This is a genomic window from Micromonospora sp. NPDC049047, from assembly GCF_040649135.1.
Classification (GTDB): Bacteria; Actinomycetota; Actinomycetes; order Mycobacteriales; family Micromonosporaceae; genus Micromonospora.
In genome coordinates this window covers 1-19,961 of the sequence record NZ_JBEZEY010000032.1, presented here as the reverse complement: position 1 = coordinate 19,961, position 19,961 = coordinate 1, and the positions used below count along the sequence as shown (strand labels likewise).

The following is a 19,961-nucleotide window of genomic DNA, read 5'->3' as shown; positions in this document are numbered from 1 at the left end:
CCGCCGTCACCGGTTCCCCCGTCGAGCGGACGCCGCCCGGGGAGGACCTCACCGGAATCGGACCGAGGGGTTGTCCATGCTTGCCTTCGCACCACTGCACGACGTTGTCGGCGTTGCCGGCACGGCCCTGTCCTGGCTCACCGACCTGCTCGAACCGCTGGCCGGCGGAACGGCGACCGCCGCCGCCATCGTGCTGTTCACCATCGCCGTCCGGCTGCTGATCTCGCCGCTCACCGTCGCGCAGGTCCGCGGCGAGCGGCGCCGCGCGGCGCTCGCCCCGCAGGTGCGGGACCTCCAGCAGCGGTACGCCGACGACCCGGCGAAGCTCCAGCGCGAGGTGTTCGGGTTGTACCGGGAGGCCGGCGCGAACCCGATCGCCGGCTGCCTGCCGCTGCTGCTCCAGGCGCCGTTCCTGCTGGTGCTGTACCGACTGTTCACCACGAACGAGGGCGGCACCAGGCTGCTCGAGGAGCGGCTCGTCGGGGTGCCGCTGGGCCACCATCTCAGCGACGGGGTGGCCGGGGCGGCCGGCCCGCTCTTCGCCGTGCTGCTGGCCGTGCTGCTCGCGGTGGCCTGGTGGTCGTCGCGACGGGCACGGCGGGCGTCGGCGGCCGTCGGCACGGTGGCCGGTACGCCCACCGAGGGGCCGGGGGCGGCCGTGCTCGCCCGGCTGCTGCCCCTGCTGCCGTTCGCGACGGTGCTGGTGGCGCTGGTGCTGCCGCTCGCCGCGGTCATCTACCTGACGACCACGAGCCTGTGGTCGGCGGCCGAGCAGGCGGTGCTGCGCCGGCCACAGGCGATGCCTGCGCCAGCCGACAGGTAGCGGTTCAACGACCGGCGGTCACCGACCGCCGGTCGTCGCGCTCCCGGCGTCGGCGGACCTTACGGACCACCCAGGTGACCACCATGACGACGAAGACCGCGACGATCGCGTAGTTGAACCAGTCGCTGTAGCGCGCCACGTCCTGCCAACGGCTTCCCAGCGCGTACCCGGCACCGACGATGAGACCGTTCCAGAGGCCGCTACCGATGGTGGTGAGCAGGATGAACTCGCCAAGCGGCATCCGGTTGGCCCCGGCCGGTACGGAGACCAGGCTGCGGACCACCGGCACCACCCGACCGAACAGCACCGCCCACCGGCCGTGCCGCTCGAACCACCTGTCGGCCTTCTCCAGGTCGTCCCTGTCGACAAGCGGGATGTGGTCCAGCCACCGCTTCAGTCGCTCCTCGCCGAGTGCCGCGCCGAGCCAGTACAGCACCAACGCGCCGACAAGCGAACCGACAGTCGCGGCCAGGCCCACGAGCAGGACGTTGAACTGACCCTCGTGGGCCAGGAAACCGGCGAGCGCCAACACGATCTCGCTGGGGATCGGCGGGACGATGCTCTCCAACGCCACAAGCAGCGCCACGCCCACTGGGCCCATCGCCTCGATCACGGCGGCCACCCAACCGGTCAGACCGGTGAACTGGGACGGGTCGCCGCTCTGGGCGTACGCCATTGTCGTCCTTCCGCGTCGGTGCTCGGGATCGTACGGTCATACCCCCCGGAGCAGTCGTTACACCTCCGGGTGCAGCGCGGTGTCCGCCGGCCCCTGCCGCCAGCCGGTGAACACCACTGTCAGGCCGGCACGCGACGGCGCGCAGCAGAACGGGCCGGCCACCGCCTCGGCCGCCGGGTCCAGTGGGGCGAGCCGGACCAGCCGCCATGGTTCGTCGTCGGCGCGGGCGCGGACGGTAAGCGCGTCACCGGCCCGGCTGACCCGGACGCTCACCTCCCGGCCCGCCCACCGCGGCACCGGCGCCACCGACCAGTCGGAGAACTCGCGGGTCACCACCGCGCCGAGCTGCGGCTCGCCGTCGCTGAGCTCGACGCCGGCCTTGGTCCAGGTTCGTTCGTCGACCCGGACTAGCGCGCCGGCCTGGTCGAACTGCGCAGCGAAGTCGAGCCGGAAACTCACCTCCATGGCGGTGCCGACCGGCAGCGGTGCCAGCAGCGCCGGGCCGTCGTCGTGGACGAAGCCGTAGCTGGTCTGCCGCCAGAAGTCACTCTCCGCCGCCGGTTCGACGACGAGGTGGCCGGCCGGGCCCTGCTCGACGCGTACCGGTGGGTGCAGCCAGCTGCCCGCGGACCAGTCCAGCGGCTCGCTCGGCGGTACGAGGTCGTTTTCCATGACCGGCACGATAACCAAGGGTTTGCCGCGGTGATCGATCGGAGATGTTCCTCCGGCATGGGTGACCGTTGGTATTCCGAAGCCGTCGTCTACTGCCTCGACATCGACACGTACGCCGACTCCGACGGCGACGGGGTCGGTGACATCCGGGGGCTGATCGGGAGACTCGACTATCTGGCCCGGCTCGGGGTGACCTGCCTGTGGCTGCACCCGATCCACCCGTCGCCCAACCGCGACGACGGCTACGACGTCACCGACTTCTACAACGTCGACCCGCGCTTCGGCACCCTCGGCGACTTCGCCGAGCTGCTGCACCAGGCCCAGAACCGGGGCATCCGGGTGATCATCGACCTGGTGGTCAACCACACCTCCGACGAGCACCCGTGGTTCCAGTCCGCCCGCTCGTCGCCGGACTCGCCGTACCGGGACTGGTTCGTCTGGTCCGACACCGAGCCGGACGACCGGCACCAGGGCATGGTCTTCCCCGGCGAGCAGAAGGAGACCTGGAGCTACGACCGGACCGCCAAGGCGTGGTTCTACCACCGGTTCTACAAGTTCCAGCCGGACCTCAACTTCGCCAACCCGCAGGTCCGGGCCGAGGTCAAGAAGATCATGTCGTTCTGGCTCCAGCTCGGGGTCTCCGGCTTCCGGATGGACGCGGTGCCGTTCATCATCGAGCTGACCGAGCCGGGCAACCCGAACTCGCCGAAGGACTTCGAGTTCCTCTCCGACCTGCGCCAGCACGTGCAGTGGCGGCGCGGCGACGCCGTCCTGCTGGCCGAGGCCAACGTCGAGCCCGATGCGCTCCCGACGTTCTTCGGCGACGGCAGCGGTTCCGGCAACCGGATCCACATGCTCTTCGACTTCATGCTCAACGGCCGGCTCATTCTCGCCCTGGCCCGCCAGGACCCGGAGTCGCTCATCGAGGCGTTGCGCGACACCCCGAAGCTGCCCGTCGGCGGGCAGTGGGCCACCTTCCTGCGCAACCACGACGAGATCGACCTGTCCCGGTTGACGACCGAACAACGCAACCAGGTGTACGAGCAGTTCGGCCCGGACGAGAACATGCGCATCTACGACCGGGGCATCCGTCGCCGGCTCGCCCCGATGCTCGGCAACGACCGGCGGCGCATCGAGCTGGCGTACGCGCTGCAGTTCTCCATGCGCGGCACGCCGGTGCTGCGCTACGGCGAGGAGATCGGGATGGGCGAGGACCTGTCGCTGCACGGCCGGGATGCGATCCGTACCCCGATGCAGTGGTCGTACCAGCCGAACGCCGGCTTCTCCACCGCCGACCCGGAGAAGCTGGTCCGCCCGGTGATCGACAAGGGTGAGTTCGGCTACCAGAACGTCAACGTCACCGCCCAGCGCGGCGACCCGAAGTCGCTGCTGGCCTGGTTCGAGCGCATGATCCGTACCCTGCGGGAGGCCCCCGAGATCGGCTCCGGCTCGACCACCCACATCGACGTGGCGATGCCGGCCGGGGTGCTGGCGCACCGGGCCGACGGGCCGACCGGAACGATGGTCTTCGTGCACAACCTGGGCACCGACGACGTCGAGGTGGACCTGAGCAGTCTCGAACCGGAGGCCGACATGCCTATCGACGTGCTCACCGACCGCGGCTACGGCGAGTTGGGCAAGCTCGGCGCGGTGAAGGTTTCCGGGCACGGATACCGGTGGATTCGCCTATGCCGGGGTCGGGGGTTCTGACGTTAAGCTCCTCCGATCGACCCCACGTTACCGGGAGGTAATCATGTCGGAGGAGCCCCGCGTCGCCATCGTCACCGGAGCCGCGCGCGGCATCGGCGCGGCCACCGCCCGGCGGTTGGCCGCCGACGGAATGGCCGTCGCCGTGGTCGACATCGAGGAGGCCGCCACCAAGGAGACGGTGGACGCCATCGCCGGTGCGGGCGGCCGGGCGCTCGGGGTGGGCGCCGACGTGTCCGACCGGGACCAGGTCGAGGCCGCCGTCGAGCGGGTCGCCGCCGAACTGGGCGCGCCCACGGTGCTTGTCAACAACGCCGGTGTGCTCCGCGACAACCTGCTGTTCAAGATGACGAACGCCGACTGGGACACGGTGATGGGGGTGCACCTGCGCGGCGCGTTCCTGTTCAGCCAGGCCGCCCAGAAGCACATGGTGGACCGCAAGTGGGGGCGGATCGTCAACCTGTCCAGCACCTCCGCGCTGGGCAACCGGGGGCAGGCGAACTACGCCGCCGCCAAGGCCGGCCTCCAGGGCTTCACCAAGACGCTCGCCATCGAGCTGGGGCCGTTCGGGGTGACAGTCAACGCGGTCGCGCCCGGGTTCATCGTCACCGACATGACAGCGGCCACCGCCGCCCGGATGAAGGTCGACTTCGAGGACTTCAAGAAGCACGCGGCGGCCGAGATCCCGGTGCGTCGCCCCGGGTTCCCGGAGGACGTCGCGCACACCATCTCGTTCCTGACCAGCGAGGGTGCCGGGTTCGTCTCCGGTCAGGTCATCTACGTCGCCGGCGGCCCACGGGACTGACGCGCGCCCTCGTCACGCGGCCCGGCCGGTCAGGCCGGGTCGCGGCGGGTGCGCCAGAGCCAGATCAGGCCGAGCACCGGCAACACCAGCGGGATGTAGCCGTACCCGCTGCCGAACTGCGACCAGACCGTCTCGTCCGGGAAGAGTTCCTTGTCGACAAGGCTCAGGACGCCGACCGCGACCACCCCGACCAGCTCCACCGAGCAGCACGCCAGCGCGACCCGTCGGCCGGTGTGCCCGGCGCGGGCCAACCCCACCGCCGCCACGATGTAGATGAGCGCGGCCACCCCGGAGAGCAGGTACGCCACCGGCGCCTCGTCGAACTTGGTGGCGATCTGCAGCCCCGCCCGACTCGTGGCCGCGATGGCGAAGAGCAGGTAGACCGCGATCAGCAGCCGACCGGGGCCGGAGTTCGTACGCCGGGGGGCCGGCTCTGTCTCAACCACCGAGCATCTCCCAGGTCTGCTGCAACCGGACCACCACCACCGGGGTCACCAGGCAGACCGCGCAGACGATCGCCGAGCCCCAGCGGGTCGGTTCCATCCGGGCCAGCACCCAGGCCAACGGTGGCAGGCACACAAGCGTGACCAGGTAGCCGAAGAAGGCGCCGGGCTCGCCGGGCCGGTCCCCGCCGCCGACCGCGACCAGGGCCAGCACGCTCAACACCAGCAACGCCAGTTCGAGTACGGCCAGACCGACGAACTGCACCCGGTCCGGTGGCCGGTGGCGTACCGCCGCCACCAGCGCCCACACCGCCACGAGCAGGGACAGCACGATCGGCACTGTCGCGACGATCCCATCCACCGGCGAGTTGGCGCCCACGCTGGTCACCGGCACCACCCGGTCGTTGCCTCGGTCACCGGCACAGCCTACTAACCGTCGTAGTAAACGGGTGCTCTGCCTCTCCGCGTGTGACGCGCGCCGGCTGCCGCTGTCCGCGGAGGCGTCAGTCGCCTGCTCGCATCCAGTAGACGGAGACGGCACTCAACGGATCCGGCCCGTCGTTGCGAATCCGGTGCGGCACCCTGCTGTCGAACGCCACGACGTCGCCGGCCCGCAACACGGCCGTCTGGTCGCCGAACGTCACGGTGCCGGTTCCGGACACGATGATCCACACCTCGCGGGACCGGTGGACATCGAGGTCGTTGGAGGTGTGCGGGGCGACCGACCAACGAGCGAGCTCGAACGGCGCGGGGTCCGTCGCCGGAAACGGCAGCAGCGCACTGTGCACGGGGCCGCCCTCGGTGAAGTCGTACCAGTGTTCAAACGTCGCGACACCGCTGGTCATCACCGGATTCGTGGTTGGCATGCGTCGAGACTCCCTCGCCGCACCGGGGGTGTCTGGCGGCATTCGGACCTGACGTTGCGGCGGGCCCGGAACGGCGGTGAGCTGCTTCGATTGGTCCAACCCGCCGCCGTCGTGACCACCGGGGCGACTAGCGTGGATCAGGCCCGTGGCGTTGCCGCGGTGCGGGAAAAAACGGCGGAGGTACACGTGCTGCGATTCGGCTTGTTCGGCACCGGTCACTGGGCGATCGAGACGCACGGGAAGGCGTTGCACGCCCATCCGGACGCGGAGTTGGTCGGGGTGTGGGGCCGCAACCCGGAGCGGGCCTCCGCGCTGGCCGAGCGGTACGGCGTGCCGGCGTACGCCGACGTCGACGCGCTGATCGAGCAGTGCGAGGCGGTCGCTGTCGCGCTGCCGCCGGACGTCCAGGCCGACATCGCGGTCCGGGCCGCCTCGGCCGGGCGGCACCTGCTGCTGGACAAGCCGCTGGCGCTCAGCGTGGAGGACGCCGACCGGGTGGTGGCCGCCGCCGACGAGTCCGGGGTCGCCTCGGTCGTCTTCTTCACCCAACGGTTCCAGCCGAACGTGACAGCGTTCCTCGCCGCCACCGCTGCCGCCGGCGGTTGGCAGCACGGTCGGACCACCGCGTTCGCCTCGATCTTCCAGGACGGCAGCCCGTACGGCGGCTCGTTGTGGCGTCGGGAGCACGGTGCGCTCTGGGACATCGCCCCGCACGCGCTGTCCATTCTCCTGCCGGTGCTGGGCCGGGTGACCCAGGTGGCGGCGATGGACGGGCCGAACGGCATGGTGCACCTGCTGCTCACCCACGAGGGCGGCGCCACGAGCAGCGCCTCGCTCGCCCTGGACGCCCCGCCGGAGTCGATGGCCCGGGAGTTCGTGTTCTACGGCGAGAACGGCATCGAGACCGTCCCGTTCGGCGAGAACGACGCCGCCACGGCGTTCGGCGTCGCGATCGACCAGCTCGTCGAGCAGGTCCGGGCCGGCACCCGCGACCACCGCTGTGACGTGCACTTCGGCCGTGAGGTCGTCGGCATCCTCGCCGCCGCCGAAACCGCCCGAACCGAATCCCGCACAATTCCCCTCCCCCGACCCCCGGCCCCCTCAGACCCTGGTGATCATGAAGTTAGCGCCGTCCGGCCCGGCGTGTCGCGGCGCTAACTTCATGATCACCGAGGTCAGGTCGGGGTGGTCAGGGCGGCGTTCAACTCGTCGGGGGAGTTGAACTGCTCCGGCGGTAGGGCCTGCAACATCTGCAACAGGGCGGTGCTGGCCCCGTTCTCCTGGCCCCAGCGGACCAGGTCCTCCCGGGAGACCGGGTAGTCGAGCCCGGCCAGGTACTCCTGCAACTGAACGCCGGTGACGGTCATGTCGGCCGGCTACCCGCTCGCGGTGGACGTACACCGTCCTGGCCGGTGCCTGAGACGGCCCGGCGGTCGGCGTGTCGGCCCGCGACGCGCCCACGGTTTGTGCCAGCGGCGGTCGGGTAGCCGCTTGCATGCTGGTTCAGCGGCTCGGCGCGCCGAGCGACTTCGACCCGTTGCTGGAACGCGTCCGGGACGCCCGGGTGGTGATGATCGGCGAGTCCACCCACGGCAGCTACGACTACTACCGGCTGCGGGAGCAGCTCACCCGCCGCTTGATCGCGGAGTGCGGCTTCTCCTTCGTCGCCGTGGAGGGCGACTGGCCCGACTGTGACCGGGTGCACCGGTCGGTGACCGCCGCACCCGACGGCGCGCTCCAGCCACAGCTCGCCCTCGACCAGTTCGAGCGGTGGCCGACCTGGATGTGGGCCAACGCCGAGGTGGCCCGGTTCGCCAACTGGTTGCGGGCCTGGAATCTGGAGCGGCCGGAGGAACGACGCGCCGGGTTCCACGGGCTCGACGTGTACAGCCTCTGGGAGTCGATGCAGGCGATCTTCGACTACCTGGGGGAGGAGGACCCGAAGTCGCTTGAGGCGGCGCAGGACGCGTACCGCTGCTTCGAGCCGTACGGCAAGCGGGTCGAGGAGTACGGCGCGGCGTCCAGGTTCGTCTCCGCCCGGTGCGAGGAGGAGGTGGTCCGGCTGCTCGCCCGGACCCGCGAGCATGCCCTCTCCGACGGGCCGGATCGCTTCTCGGCCTGGCAGAACGCCGAGGTGGTGGCCGGCGCGGAACGGTACTACCGGGCGATGGTCGCCGGCGGGCCCGACTCGTGGAACATCCGGGACACCCACATGCAGGACACCCTGGACCGGCTGCTCGACCGGTACGGCCCGGACGCCCGGGGCATCGTCTGGGCCCACAACACGCACGTCGGGGATGCGCGGGCCACCGACATGGCCGCGGACGGGATGGTCAACATTGGTCAGTTGGCCCGGGAACGGCACGGCGACGACGCGGTGGCGCTGATCGGCTTCGGCAGCTACCGGGGCACGGTGATCGCCGCCCCCCGGTGGGGCTCACCGCCGGAGCCGATGGTCGTACCACCGGCTCGGGAGGGCTCCGTTGAGCGGCGGCTGCACGAGCTGATGCCGGACCGGGCTGTGCTGATCTTCGGCGGTGACGACCAGCCGGGCTGGGTGACCGACACGGTGGACCACCGGGCGATCGGGGTCGTCTACGACCCGTCCTTCGAGTCCTGGGGCAACTACGTGCCGACGCGGCTGGGCGACAGGTACGACGCCTTCATCTGGTGCGACGAGACGAGCGCGCTGCACCCGCTGCCGGTGCCGGCCACCCCGGGCGAGATGGAAACGTACCCGGCCGGGGTCTGACCGCATCGGCCCGCGCCGATCATGGAGTTGTGGTGCCGGACCAACGCCCCGGGCCGGGGCAATCCGGACACCACAACTCCATGATCGACCGGGTGGGCCTCAGACCCGCGTGGGGCTCCGGTCCTCCAGGTGCTCGCGCAGGCCCTCGCCCTCGATGTCCACGTTGGGCAGGGCGCGGTTGAGCCAGCGGGGGAGCCACCAGGCACGGTCGCCGAGCAGGGACATCACCGCCGGCACGATGGTCATCCGGACCACGAACGCGTCGATGGCCACGCCGATGGCGAGCGCGAAGCCCATCGACTTGATGATCGGGTCGTCGAGGAACACGAAGCCGCCGAAGACGGACATCATGATCAGCGCGGCGGCGGTGACCACCCGGGCACCGTGGCCCATGCCGCTGATCGTGGCTTCACGCGCGGTGTCGCCGTGGACGAAGTCCTCCCGCATCCGGGAGACCAGGAACACCTCGTAGTCCATGGCCAGCCCGAACAGGATGCCGATCAGCAGGATGGGCAGGAAGCTGACCAGCGGGGCCGGCGTGTCCAGGCCGACCAGGTCGGCGAGGTGACCCTGCTGGAAGATCGCCACCGTGATGCCGAACGTGGCGGCCACGGTGAGCAGGAAGCCCAGCGCCGCCTTGAGCGGCACCAGCAGCGAGCGGAACACCAGCATCAGCAGCAGCACCGACAGCCCGACGACCAGCAGCAGGTAGATCGGCAGCGCGTCCGAGAGCTTCTCCGAGACGTCGATACCGACCGCTGTGGCACCGGTGAGCAGCACCTCGACGCCCTTGACCCCGCCGACCGCGTCGCGCACGTCGTGCACCAGGGTCTCGGTGGCCTCGTCGGTCGGGCCGGTCTTCGGAATCACGCCGAGCAGGGCGGTCTTACCGTCCGGGCTCAGCTGCGGCGGCGCCACGGCCAGGACGTTCTCGGTGCGCTGGATCATCGCGGTCACCTGCGGCACGGCAGCCGCTGTCGCCTGCGCGTCGTCGCCCGCGACGACCACCGCGAGTCGGCCGGTGAAGCCCGGACCGAAGCCCTCGGTGGTGAGGTCGCTCGCCACCCGGGCCGGTGAGCCCTCCGTCGCCGTGCTGGCGTCCGGCAGGGCCAGCCGCATGTCCGGCGTGGGCAGCGCGAGCAGCCCCAGGCCGAGCAACGAGACCAGGATGACCGGCACCCGGAAGCGGGTGACGAACCGCGCCCAGCGGAAGCCGAACCCGGAGCGGTCCTCGGCCGGCAGCGTCTCTTCGCCCACGGGCTCGCCCGGGGCGGCGGCGGCAACCGTGGAACGCAGCCGGCGCGGCAGTACCCGGTTGCCGGCGAAGCCGAGCAGTGCCGGCTGGAGGGTGATCGCGACGAGCACGGCGATCGTGACGGTGCCGGCGGCGGCGAGACCCATCACGGTGAGGAACGGAATGTTCACCACGGCCAGCCCGGCGAGGGCGATGACCACTGTGGCGCCCGCGAAGACCACTGCGGAACCGGCGGTGCCCACCGCGCGGCCGACCGCCTCCTCCGGGGACAGGCCTTCGAGCAGGTTCTGTCGGTGCCGGGAGGTGATGAACAACGAGTAGTCGATGCCGACGGCGAGGCCGAGCATCAGCGCCAGGATCGGCGCGGTGCTGGTCAACTCGATGACGCCGCTCAGCGCGAACAGACCGGCCATGCCGACGCCCACGCCGATCAGCGCGTTGAGCATTGTCATTCCGGCGGCGACCAGTGAACCGAACGTGATGATCAGGACGATCGCGGCAACCAGTACGCCGATCGCCTCGGTCGAACCGATCTCCGGCTCACCACCGAGCACCTCGCCGCCCGGGGCAACCTGCCAGCCCTTCGCCTCGACGGAAGCGCCGACCTCCTCGTACGCGGTGCGCTGCTCGTCGGTCACCTCGTCGCCGCCGGTCGCGAACTGGACCTGGACCAGCGCGTACCGGCCGTTGGGCGAGACCGCGCCGACCTGGAACGGGTTGACCGCGCCGACCACGCCGGGCAGTGTCGAGGCCTCCTGGACCAGCTCCTGCACCACGGCCTGCCCCTCGGGGGTGGCCAATTGACCGTCGGCCGGTGCCTTGACCGCGATGGTGCCGGTGGCGCCGCTGGCCGCGGGGAACTGCTCGCTGAGCAGGTCGAGCGCGCGCTGGCTCTCGGTACCGGGCATTGTGAAGTTGCTCGCCGTCGGGCCGCGCAGGGTCGCCGCGGCCAGGCCGGCGACGACGAGTACGACGAGCCAGAGCGCGACGACGAGCCGTCGCCGGCGCAACGCGCCCCGGCCGAGCCGGTAGAGCAGGGTGGCCATCAGGAGTCCTTGTCCTCGGTCGTGGGTTGTTGGGGCAGGGCTGCGTCGACGGGTTCGACGGCCCGCCGGACCAGGGTGAGCAGGGCGGATCGCAGGTCGTCGTCGGCGATGTCGGCGAACTCGCCGCACGCCTCGGAGATCCCGGCGAGCAGCACCAGTGCGGCGATCCGCGCGCCGGGCCGTTCGGAGTGCCCGGCCAACGCGTCCCGCAGCCGGTCGGAGATCTGCTGGATGTGCGCGAAGGCCGGCTGGCACAGCAGTTCCGGGAACTCGCCGCGCAGCACGGCGATCTCCCGCCGGAACCGGACCGCGAGGTCGACGAAGCCCTGTGCGGCGACCTCCTGGGCGGCTGAGCCGGTCAGGCCGGTGAGTCGGTCGTCGAGGTCCCGCAGTACGCCGATCGCCGGAGCCATCAGCTCGGCGAGCAGGGCTTCCTTGTTGGCGAAGTGGTAGAGCACCGTGGCCTTGGAGCAACCGACCTCACGGGCGATGTCCTGCAGGGAGGTGCCCCGGTAGCCGGTCACCGTGAACTGCCGAGCCGCCGCGGCGAGAATCTCACCGTGCGTGTCGGACACCGCTCTGACCATGGCCGGTCCACCTCCCGCAACCAGCATGCCTGACCGATCGGTCAGACCCTGACCGATCGGTCAGAGGGAAGCGGTGGCGTTCACCACACCACTGTCGGGTTTATCCGGCGTGCTCGGCGTCGTACCTGGTCCGCGCCTCGGCGATGGCGCGTCGGTGCCGCTCGGCCCAAGCGGTCAGCGCCACCAGCGACTCGTAGAGCTCCAGCGCCATCGGGGTCGCGGTGTACTCGACCTTGGGCGGAACTGTCGGATAGACGGTGCGGTGCAGCAGGCCGTCGCGCTCCAGGTTGCGCAGCGTCAGGGTGAGCATCCGGCGACTGATCCCCTCGATGTGCCGCTCCAGCTCGGTGAAGCGCACCGGACCGTGCGAGGCGGCCACCAGGATGCTGATGCTCCACTTGCCGCCGACCCGGTCGAGCACCTCCCGGACGGTGCAGGCCCGAGCCTGCCCGGGGGTGAACGGGATGTTCTCGGCCGCGCAGGCCACCTCGGCCGCTACCAGCGCGGACACATCGCTGTTCCCCTGGGACATCAGAGTGCCTCCTTCCGCTCCGGTTCATGGTCACAGACCATGGCCTCGGTAACAAACCGTGCACCAAGGAGGAGTTTCATGGAACGGGTCGTCCCCTCCCGCTGGCCCGCGCTGCTCGTGCTCTGCGCCGGCAGCCTGATGATCATTCTGGACGGCACCGTCGTGGCGGTGGCACTGCCGGCCGTCCAACGCGATCTGGGCTTCACCGCCGCCGGCCTGGCCTGGGTGGTCAACGCGTACCTTGTCGCGTTCGGCGGGCTGCTGCTGCTCGCCGGCCGACTCGGCGACCTGCTCGGCCGGCGGACGGTCTTCCTGGCCGGCGTCGCGCTGTTCACGGTGGCCTCGCTTGCCTGCGCGCTCGCCACCGGCCCGACGTTGCTCGTCGCCGCCCGCTTCGGTCAGGGTGTCGGTGGAGCGCTGGCCATGGCGGTAAGCCTTGGCATGATCGTCCGGCTGTACCCCGAACCCGCCGAACGGGCCCGGGCGATCGCCGTGTTCAGCTTCACCGGCGCGGCCGGCGCGTCGGTCGGCACCGTCGCCGGCGGAGTGCTCACCGAGGCGGCCGGATGGCGGGCGATCTTCCTGGTCAACCTGCCGATCGGGGCGGCCATCCTGCTCGCGGCCATCCGCCGGCTCCCGGCCGAACGGGGCAGCGGCCTGCGGGCCGGCCTGGACCTGCCCGGCGCGCTGCTCGTCACCGCCGGCCTGATGGCCGCCGTGCTGGGCATCGTGGGCACCGGCGAACACGGCTGGACCAGTCCGCGTACCCTCGGCGCCCTCGCCCTCGCGGCGCTGCTGCTCGGCGCGTTCGTGCTGCGCCAACGGACGGCGGCGACCCCGCTGGTGCCGGCCCGGGTGCTGCGCGTCCCGGGTCTGGTGGCGGCGAACGCCGTGCAGTTCCTCATGGTCTGCGCGTACTTCGGCTTCCAGTTCCTGCTCGCCGTGGAGCTGCAACTGGTGCACGGCCTGGACGCCGCCGCTACCGGCTGGGCCTTCCTGCCCACCCCGGTGGTGATCGCGGTGGTGTCGCTCGGCCTGGCCGGTCGGCTGATCGCCGGCTGGGGCGCCCGGACCGTGCTGCTGACCGGGCTCGGCTTCGCCGTCGTCGGCTTCCTGCTGCTCGCCCGGTTGCCCGCCGACGGGGCCTACCTCACCGCAGTGCTCCCGGCGATGCTGATCTTCGGTATGGCCGGCGGCCTGACCCTGCCGGCCGTCACCACACTGGCCATGGTCGGTGCTACCGACACGGACGCCGGGCTCGCCTCCGGTCTGGCCAACACCACCCAGCAGGTGGGTGGGGCGGTCGGCCTGGCCGCGCTGGCCACCCTGGCCGCCGCCCGCAGCGACGGGCTGCGGGCCGCCGGCTGGGCTGAGAGCGCCGCGCTCGCCGGTGGCTACCGGACCGCGTTCGCCGTGGCCGCCGGTCTGGTGGTCGCCGCCTGGCTGGTGGCGCTCACCACCCTGCCCGGACGGCCAACCACCCTGCCCGGACGCCCGACCGGACCGTTGTCGACGGCCGATCCGTCGGGTCCGGCCGCGGTGGGCGCCGAAGTCGATCCGTACCGAAGCGCCGCGTCCGGTTGACCGACGGCACCGGGGCCGGGAGGGTGGTCGGGTGAGTGAGGCCGACGAAACCCGGGACGGCGTGGCCCTGACCAACCTGGACCAGCCGCTGTCCGACCGCGACGACGCGACGAAGCGAGACCTGGTCGACTACCTCGACGCCGTCAGCGGGCGGATCCTTCCCCAGTTGCGGGACCGCCCGCTGTCGGTGATCCGGGTCCGCCCCGGCCAGCCGCCCTTCATGCAGAAGAACCTGCCTCGCTACACCCCGGACTGGGTGCGCCGGGTGCCGGTGTGGGCGGAGGCGTCGCACCGGGAGATCTCGTACGCCCTCTGCGACGACCGGCGCACCCTGCTCTGGTTCGCCAACCAGCGGGCTGTGGAGTACCACCCGACGCTGGCCACCACCGCCGACCTGCACCGTCCGACGCACCTGGTGATCGACCTGGACCCGCCGGAGGGTGACGGCTTCCGGGCGGCTGTCGAGGCGGCCCTGCTGGTCCGCCAGGCACTCGCCGACGCCGGCCTGGCCGGTGCGGTCAAGACCAGCGGCGCCAAGGGGGTGCACGTCTTCGTCCCGGTCGCCGACGGACCCGGCGCGGAGGAGTTGGCCGCCGCCACCCGGGCGCTCGCGGTTCGCGCCGAGCGGCTCGACCCGGCGCTGGCCACCACCGCGTACATCAAGGAGGACCGGGGTGGCCGGGTCTTCGTGGACGCCACCCGCGCGGGTGGCGCGACGGTGGTGGCGACGTACAGCCCTCGGCTGCGCCCCGGGATGCCGGTCTCCTTCCCGGTCGACTGGGCCGACCTGACCGAGGTGACCCCTGCCGACTTCACCATCCGGACCGCGCCGTCGCTGCTCGGCGACGGTGATCCGTGGGCCGCGCTGATGCCGGCGCCGCAGCCGCTCCCGGCCGACCTGGTCGCCGAGGGCCGGACCATCCCGGTGGCCCGGGTGCAGGCCATGCACGAAGGGAGGCGCCGGGCCCGCGCCCGCCGCGAGGCCGGCTGACCAGGCTCCCCGGCCCCCGCCCGGGCCCGGCGACCGGCTGGTTGTCGGTGGGTTGTGGCACGATTTCCCAGGTGAGCACCAAAGCCGATGCGACCCAGCGCCTCGCCGACCTGGCGCGGCTGCGCCGGGTCCGCGACCGGATCGACAGGGAATACGCGCAGCCGCTCGACGTCGAGGCGCTCGCCCGGGGCGCGCACATGTCGGCCGGGCACCTCAGCCGGGAGTTCCGCCTCGCCTACGGCGAATCTCCCTACAGCTACCTGATGACCCGGCGCATCGAGCGGGCGATGGCTCTGCTGCGTCGTGGCGACCTCAGCGTCACCGCTGTCTGTTTCGCGGTCGGCTGTTCGTCGTTGGGCACCTTCAGCACCCGCTTCACCGAGCTGGTCGGCGTGCCACCGAGCGTCTACCGACGGCAGGTGGGGCAGGCGACGGCGGGGATGCCGTCGTGCGTGGAGAAGCAGGTGACCAGACCGATCAGGAATCGAGAAGCGCAGGTCACCGAAGCGCAACTAGCGTGACGGCCATGGACATCACCATTCACTCAAGCTTCCTTCCGCACACCGACCCGGAGGCCTCGCTGGCCTTCTACCGCGACATCCTCGGCTTCGAGGTCCGCCTCGACGTCGGGTACGAGGGGATGCGGTGGATCACGGTCGGGCCGGTGGGCCAGCCCAGCACCGCCATCGTCCTGCACCCGCCGGCCGCCAATCCCGGCATCACCGACGACGAGCGGCAGACCATCCTCGAGCTGATGGCCAAGGGCAGCTACTTCGGCGTCAACCTGGCCACCACCGACCTGGACGCCACCTTCGACAAGCTGGCGGCCAGCGACGCCGAGGTCGTCCAGGAGCCGACCGAGCAGCCGTACGGCGTACGCGACTGTGCCTTCCGGGACCCGGCGGGCAATATGATCCGCATCCAGCAAGTGCGCTGAGCCGTCCGGCCCGACAGATGGAGACACGATGAGCACGGCCCCCCAGCCGTCCGCGCCGCACGTTGCCGACAGCCACGACCTGATCCGCGTGCAGGGCGCACGCGTCAACAACCTCAGGGATGTCAGCGTCGAGATCCCGAAGCGGCGGCTGACGGTGTTCACCGGTGTCTCCGGCTCCGGCAAGAGCTCGCTGGTGTTCGGCACCATCGCCGCCGAGTCGCAGCGGATGATCAACGAGACGTACAGCGCGTTCGTGCAGGGCTTCATGCCGACGCTGGCACGGCCCGACGTCGACCTGCTGGACGGCCTGACCACGGCGATCATCGTGGACCAGGAGCGGATGGGGGCCAACGCCCGGTCCACAGTGGGCACCGCCACCGACGCCAACGCGATGCTGCGCATCCTGTTCAGCCGCCTCGCGCAGCCGCAGATCGGCTCGCCCAACGCGTACTCCTTCAACGTCCCGTCGGTGAAGGCCACCGGTGCGATCACGGTCGAGCGGGGTGCCGGCAGGACGAAGACCGAGAAGGCGACGTTCACCCGGCTCGGCGGGATGTGCCCGCGCTGCGAGGGCATGGGGTCGGTCACCGACATCGACCTGTCGGCGCTCTACGACGACAGCCGCTCGCTGAACGAGGGCGCGATCACGATCCCGGGTTACAGCATGGAGGGTTGGTACGGCCGGATCTTCCGCGGCTGCGGCTACTTCGACCCGGACAAGCCGATCGCCAAGTACACCAAGCGGGAGCAGCACGACCTGCTGTACCGGGAGCCCACCAAGATCAAGGTCGACGGGATCAACCTGACGTACTCCGGGCTGATCCCGTCGATCCAGAAGTCCTTCCTCGCCAAGGACATCGACGCGTTGCAGCCGCACATCCGCGCCTTCGTGGAGCGGGCGGTGACCTTCACGACCTGCCCCGACTGCGCCGGCACCCGGCTCGGCCCGGAGGCCCGGTCGTCGAAGATCAAGGGAAAGAACATCGCCGACGCCTGTGCGATGCAGATAAGTGATCTCGCCGCCTGGGTCCGGGAGATCGAGGACCCGTCGGTGGCCCCGCTGCTGGCGGGGCTGCAACACCTCCTCGACTCGTTCGAGGCGATCGGGCTGGGTTACCTCTCGCTCGACCGGCCGTCGGGCACCCTCTCCGGTGGCGAGGCGCAGCGCACCAAGATGATCCGCCACCTCGGCTCCTCACTCACCGACGTCACCTACGTCTTCGACGAGCCGACGATCGGGCTGCACCCGCACGACATCCAGCGGATGAACAAGCTTCTGCTCCAACTGCGCGACAAGGGCAACACGGTCCTGGTCGTGGAGCACAAGCCGGAGGCCATCGCCATCGCCGACCACGTCGTCGACCTCGGGCCCGGCGCCGGCACGGACGGCGGCACCGTCTGCTACGAGGGCGACCTGGAGGGTCTGCGGGCCAGCGGCACCAGCACCGGTCGCCACCTGGACGACCGGGCCGCTCTCAAGCAGACGGTACGCACACCCACCGGCAAACTGGAGATCCGCGGCGCGACCGCCAACAACCTCCAGGACGTGAATGTCGACGTACCGCTCGGGGTGCTCGTCGTCGTCACAGGTGTCGCCGGGTCCGGCAAGAGTTCACTCGTACGCGGGTCGATCCCCGCCGGTGCCGGCGTGGTGTCGATCGACCAGGGCGCGATCCGTGGCTCGCGGCGCAGCAACCCGGCCACGTACACCGGGTTGCTCGACCCGATCCGCAAGGCGTTCGCGAAGGCCAACGGGGTGAAGCCGGCGCTGTTCAGCGCCAACTCCGAGGGCGCCTGCCCGAGCTGCAACGGCGCCGGTGTCATCTACACCGACCTGGGGATGATGGCCGGTGTCGCCGCCCCCTGCGAGGACTGCGAGGGCAGGCGGTTCCAGGCGTCGGTGCTGGAATACCGCTTCGGCGGTCGCGACATCAGCGAGGTGCTCGCCATGTCGGTGACCGAGGCCGAGAAGTTCTTCGGTGCCGGCGAGGCGCGTACGCCAGCCGCGCACGCCATCCTCGACCGGCTCGCCGACGTCGGGCTCGGCTACCTCAGCCTGGGCCAACCGCTCACCACCCTGTCCGGCGGCGAGCGGCAGCGCCTCAAGCTGGCCACCCACATGGCCGAGAAGGGCGGCGTCTACGTCCTCGACGAGCCGACCACCGGCCTGCACCTGGCCGACGTCGAGCAACTGCTCGGGCTGCTCGACCGCCTCGTCGACGCCGGCAAGTCGGTGATCGTCATCGAGCACCACCAGGCGGTCATGGCCCACGCCGACTGGATCATCGACCTCGGTCCCGGGGCCGGCCACGACGGAGGCCGGATCGTCTTCGAAGGCACCCCCGCCGACCTCGTCGCCGGTCGCTCCACCCTCACCGGCGAACACCTGGCGGCGTACGTCAGCAACTGAGAGCGTTCTTCCCTGGACAGGAGGAATGATCGATCAAGGGCTGTCCTCATGATCAGCCGGCTCGGTGCCACCGCCTCGCAGGTTGAAGCTAGTCGGGGTCGGCGCAGAGTTGGGAGGTCAAGGTGGTGCGGGCCCACTCTTCCCACCTGTCCGGCGACCAGTCGCGGTCGCGGACGAAGATCAGGTACAGCTCCGGGCTGAGCAGGCCGAACAGCAGGTCCGCCGCCACCTCGACGGAGAGGCCGGGGCGGGTGTCGGGCTTTTCGGTCAGGGCCTTGGCCGCCGCGTACTGCACCGTGTAACGCGGGTCGGGGCCGTCCGGCCACTGTGCGGCGATCTCCGGGTCGGTGGCTGCGGCGGCCGCGATCAGCGGCATGATCGGGGCGACTCGGCCCAGGACCTCGCCGGTGCCGTGGACGTGCGCGCGTAGTTGCCCAGCCGCGGTGGGTTCGGCGCACGCGGCGCGAAACCACTCACGATCCATTGTGGCGACCGGCTCGCTGTCCCCGGCGATGGACGTGTCGACGACGGCCTTGAACAGGCTGCGCTTGTTGTGGAAGACGAAGTAGACCGTCTGGACGGCCACGCCCGCCCGGTCCGCGACCTCCTGCAGGCTCGTCGCCCCGTAACCCTGCGCGACGAACAGCTCGCGAGCCGCGTCGACGACCTTGTCCCGGGTGCGGCGTGAGCGTTCGGCTCGCTTGTCCGGCCGCTTGACCTTGTCCATGTTGCGAGTCTACATCTAGAGTATGTAACTAGAGTTCCACTCTAAACTCTTGGAGGAGACGATGGACCAGCCAAACGCCACCCGGAAGCCGGAGCCGGACCTGGCCCCAACGCAGCGAGACGTGGCGGAGGAGGAGGCCGTCCGCCACGCACTGGAAAGCTATTACGGCACCGGCAAGCCGCCGTGGGACACCGGCGTGACGCCGCCCGAGCTGGTCGATCTGGTCGAAGGACACGGCGCGCTGGCGCCCGGCCGCGCCCTCGAACTCGGCTGCGGCACCGGAACCAACGCCACCTACCTCGCTCGGCACGGCTGGGAGGTGGCGGCCGTCGACCTGATCGACAGCGCCGTCGACCTGGCCCGGGAGAAGGCTGCGGCGGCGGGAGTCTCGGTACGACTGCTACACGGAGACGCCACCCGCCTCGACGAACTGGACGTGCCGGGCCCCTTCGACCTGTTCTTCGACCTGAGCTGCTACTGCGGGGTCCCGCTGCACCGCCGCGACGCCTACGCCGCCGGGCTCACGCACCGCGCTGCGCCCGGCGCCCGGCTGCTGATGTTCGGGTACGGCCCCGAACCACTCGGCAGTTCGACCACCGAGATCACGTCGTGGGTGGCGGGCGTCACCGCCGACGAACTCCGCGCCAGGTTTCTCGGCTGGGAACTCGTCGACGTGACGCCGGGCACCAACTCGGTGCCGACCTTCTGGTTCACGCTGCACCGCCGCTGACGGCCGGACAACTCCTCATCGGGTCGGCTGGCCGACCTGTCGTCGATCCACGCCCGCCGACAGTGCGCCGCGCGTTCCGCCTCCAGGTGCCACCACCGGCGGCAGCGCCGCCGCCATGCGCTCGCGGAAGTCGGCATCGCTTGCGGTACGGCCGGTCGCCGCCCACTCCGTGTCCGGGACGGTTCCTGTCGTCTGCGGCAGCAACTCGCGGCGCAGCCGCTGTAGCGACTGAGCCGCCGCGCTGCTGTCCGTGGCGCCCGCCACGGAGACGGTGGCCAGGAAGGCTGGTTTCAGAGTGGGGCATGGCCCGAGTGTTCGTGCAAATGGTGCCCCCGGCAGGATTCGAACCTGCGCCCCCGCCTCCGGAGGGGGGTGTGCCTTCCGGTCGTATACCCGCCCTGACCTGGCCCGGCGCGAG

General features: G+C 70.9%; 22 protein-coding genes. 11 read left to right on the top strand and 11 right to left on the bottom strand.

Annotation, left to right across the window (positions count from 1 at the left end; genetic code table 11):
• Positions 1-76: 76 nt before the first annotated feature.
• On the top strand, positions 77-823 hold the full coding sequence (locus tag AB0B86_RS31700; RefSeq protein WP_357420383.1) for a membrane protein insertase YidC: 747 nt from the start codon (positions 77-79) through the stop codon (positions 821-823).
• A 4-nt stretch (positions 824-827) separates the two neighbouring features.
• On the opposite strand, the gene AB0B86_RS31695 is transcribed toward AB0B86_RS31700, so the two are convergent.
• Positions 828-1,499, bottom strand: a complete 672-nt coding sequence (locus AB0B86_RS31695) for a DedA family protein (protein WP_357420381.1) — start codon at positions 1,497-1,499, stop codon at positions 828-830.
• Positions 1,500-1,556: 57 nt separating this feature from the next.
• Complete coding sequence (locus tag AB0B86_RS31690) at positions 1,557-2,171, bottom strand: DUF1349 domain-containing protein (protein ID WP_357420379.1); 615 nt, start codon at positions 2,169-2,171, stop codon at positions 1,557-1,559.
• Positions 2,172-2,228: 57 nt separating this feature from the next.
• Here AB0B86_RS31690 and AB0B86_RS31685 point away from each other — a divergent pair, with 57 nt between their 5' ends.
• Positions 2,229-3,881 carry an alpha-amylase family protein gene (locus tag AB0B86_RS31685; protein ID WP_357411175.1) on the top strand — a complete coding sequence of 551 codons (1,653 nt, stop codon included), beginning with the start codon at positions 2,229-2,231 and terminating at the stop codon, positions 3,879-3,881.
• A 43-nt stretch (positions 3,882-3,924) separates the two neighbouring features.
• Positions 3,925-4,683, top strand: a complete 759-nt coding sequence (gene fabG, locus AB0B86_RS31680; RefSeq protein ID WP_357411086.1) for a 3-oxoacyl-ACP reductase FabG — start codon at positions 3,925-3,927, stop codon at positions 4,681-4,683.
• A 29-nt stretch (positions 4,684-4,712) separates the two neighbouring features.
• On the opposite strand, the gene AB0B86_RS31675 is transcribed toward fabG, so the two are convergent.
• From AB0B86_RS31675 to AB0B86_RS31665, 3 genes are all read right to left on the bottom strand, one after another.
• The gene (locus AB0B86_RS31675; protein WP_357411084.1) at positions 4,713-5,129 is read right to left on the bottom strand and encodes a hypothetical protein; all 417 of its coding nucleotides are present in this window, start codon (positions 5,127-5,129) and stop codon (positions 4,713-4,715) included.
• Positions 5,122-5,514, bottom strand: a complete 393-nt coding sequence (locus AB0B86_RS31670; protein WP_357411082.1) for a hypothetical protein — start codon at positions 5,512-5,514, stop codon at positions 5,122-5,124. Before AB0B86_RS31670 ends, AB0B86_RS31675 begins: the two co-directional genes overlap by 8 nt.
• A 115-nt stretch (positions 5,515-5,629) precedes the next feature.
• Positions 5,630-5,992 carry a cupin domain-containing protein gene (locus AB0B86_RS31665; RefSeq protein ID WP_357420377.1) on the bottom strand — a complete coding sequence of 121 codons (363 nt, stop codon included), beginning with the start codon at positions 5,990-5,992 and terminating at the stop codon, positions 5,630-5,632.
• Positions 5,993-6,178: 186 nt separating this feature from the next.
• Here AB0B86_RS31665 and AB0B86_RS31660 point away from each other — a divergent pair, with 186 nt between their 5' ends.
• On the top strand, positions 6,179-7,150 hold the full coding sequence (locus AB0B86_RS31660; protein WP_357420374.1) for a Gfo/Idh/MocA family oxidoreductase: 972 nt from the start codon (positions 6,179-6,181) through the stop codon (positions 7,148-7,150).
• A gap of 17 nt (positions 7,151-7,167) precedes the next feature.
• Here the strand turns inward: AB0B86_RS31660 and AB0B86_RS31655 are convergent, their stop codons facing one another.
• The gene (locus tag AB0B86_RS31655) at positions 7,168-7,359 is read right to left on the bottom strand and encodes a DUF2795 domain-containing protein (RefSeq protein ID WP_357411076.1); all 192 of its coding nucleotides are present in this window, start codon (positions 7,357-7,359) and stop codon (positions 7,168-7,170) included.
• Between the two features lie 128 nt (positions 7,360-7,487).
• On the opposite strand from AB0B86_RS31655, the gene AB0B86_RS31650 reads away from it, so the two are divergent.
• Positions 7,488-8,744, top strand: coding sequence for an erythromycin esterase family protein (locus tag AB0B86_RS31650; protein ID WP_357411074.1), 1,257 nt, complete (start codon positions 7,488-7,490; stop codon positions 8,742-8,744).
• A 99-nt stretch (positions 8,745-8,843) separates the two neighbouring features.
• Here the strand turns inward: AB0B86_RS31650 and AB0B86_RS31645 are convergent, their stop codons facing one another.
• The 3 genes from AB0B86_RS31645 to AB0B86_RS31635 all read right to left on the bottom strand — a co-directional run bounded on the left by AB0B86_RS31645 (position 8,844) and on the right by AB0B86_RS31635 (position 12,167).
• Positions 8,844-11,045 (bottom strand): MMPL family transporter, encoded by a 2,202-nt coding sequence (locus AB0B86_RS31645; RefSeq protein ID WP_357411072.1) that lies wholly within the window; start codon positions 11,043-11,045, stop codon positions 8,844-8,846.
• Positions 11,045-11,632, bottom strand: a complete 588-nt coding sequence (locus AB0B86_RS31640) for a TetR/AcrR family transcriptional regulator (RefSeq protein ID WP_357411069.1) — start codon at positions 11,630-11,632, stop codon at positions 11,045-11,047. The genes AB0B86_RS31645 and AB0B86_RS31640 overlap by 1 nt, the downstream gene beginning before the upstream one ends.
• Before the next feature lie 100 nt (positions 11,633-11,732).
• Entirely contained in the window at positions 11,733-12,167 is a 435-nt protein-coding gene (locus AB0B86_RS31635) for a helix-turn-helix domain-containing protein (protein ID WP_357411174.1), read from the bottom strand.
• A gap of 75 nt (positions 12,168-12,242) precedes the next feature.
• Here AB0B86_RS31635 and AB0B86_RS31630 point away from each other — a divergent pair, with 75 nt between their 5' ends.
• The 5 genes from AB0B86_RS31630 to AB0B86_RS31610 all read left to right on the top strand — a co-directional run bounded on the left by AB0B86_RS31630 (position 12,243) and on the right by AB0B86_RS31610 (position 18,086).
• Positions 12,243-13,748, top strand: coding sequence for an MFS transporter (locus tag AB0B86_RS31630; protein ID WP_357411067.1), 1,506 nt, complete (start codon positions 12,243-12,245; stop codon positions 13,746-13,748).
• A gap of 31 nt (positions 13,749-13,779) precedes the next feature.
• The gene (locus tag AB0B86_RS31625) at positions 13,780-14,739 is read left to right on the top strand and encodes an ATP-dependent DNA ligase (RefSeq protein ID WP_357411065.1); all 960 of its coding nucleotides are present in this window, start codon (positions 13,780-13,782) and stop codon (positions 14,737-14,739) included.
• A gap of 71 nt (positions 14,740-14,810) precedes the next feature.
• Positions 14,811-15,260, top strand: coding sequence for a helix-turn-helix transcriptional regulator (locus AB0B86_RS31620; RefSeq protein ID WP_357411063.1), 450 nt, complete (start codon positions 14,811-14,813; stop codon positions 15,258-15,260).
• A 5-nt stretch (positions 15,261-15,265) separates the two neighbouring features.
• Positions 15,266-15,676, top strand: a complete 411-nt coding sequence (locus AB0B86_RS31615; protein ID WP_357411061.1) for a VOC family protein — start codon at positions 15,266-15,268, stop codon at positions 15,674-15,676.
• A 28-nt stretch (positions 15,677-15,704) separates the two neighbouring features.
• Positions 15,705-18,086 carry an excinuclease ABC subunit UvrA gene (locus AB0B86_RS31610; protein ID WP_357411059.1) on the top strand — a complete coding sequence of 794 codons (2,382 nt, stop codon included), beginning with the start codon at positions 15,705-15,707 and terminating at the stop codon, positions 18,084-18,086.
• A gap of 88 nt (positions 18,087-18,174) precedes the next feature.
• Here the strand turns inward: AB0B86_RS31610 and AB0B86_RS31605 are convergent, their stop codons facing one another.
• A complete protein-coding gene (locus AB0B86_RS31605) occupies positions 18,175-18,813 on the bottom strand; it encodes a helix-turn-helix domain-containing protein (RefSeq protein WP_357411057.1) in 639 nt (212 codons plus the stop codon).
• Positions 18,814-18,874: 61 nt separating this feature from the next.
• On the opposite strand from AB0B86_RS31605, the gene AB0B86_RS31600 reads away from it, so the two are divergent.
• Positions 18,875-19,543, top strand: a complete 669-nt coding sequence (locus tag AB0B86_RS31600) for a class I SAM-dependent methyltransferase (RefSeq protein ID WP_357411055.1) — start codon at positions 18,875-18,877, stop codon at positions 19,541-19,543.
• A 15-nt stretch (positions 19,544-19,558) separates the two neighbouring features.
• On the opposite strand, the gene AB0B86_RS31595 is transcribed toward AB0B86_RS31600, so the two are convergent.
• Entirely contained in the window at positions 19,559-19,807 is a 249-nt protein-coding gene (locus AB0B86_RS31595) for a hypothetical protein (RefSeq protein WP_357411053.1), read from the bottom strand.
• Between the last annotated feature and the right edge of the window lie 154 nt (positions 19,808-19,961).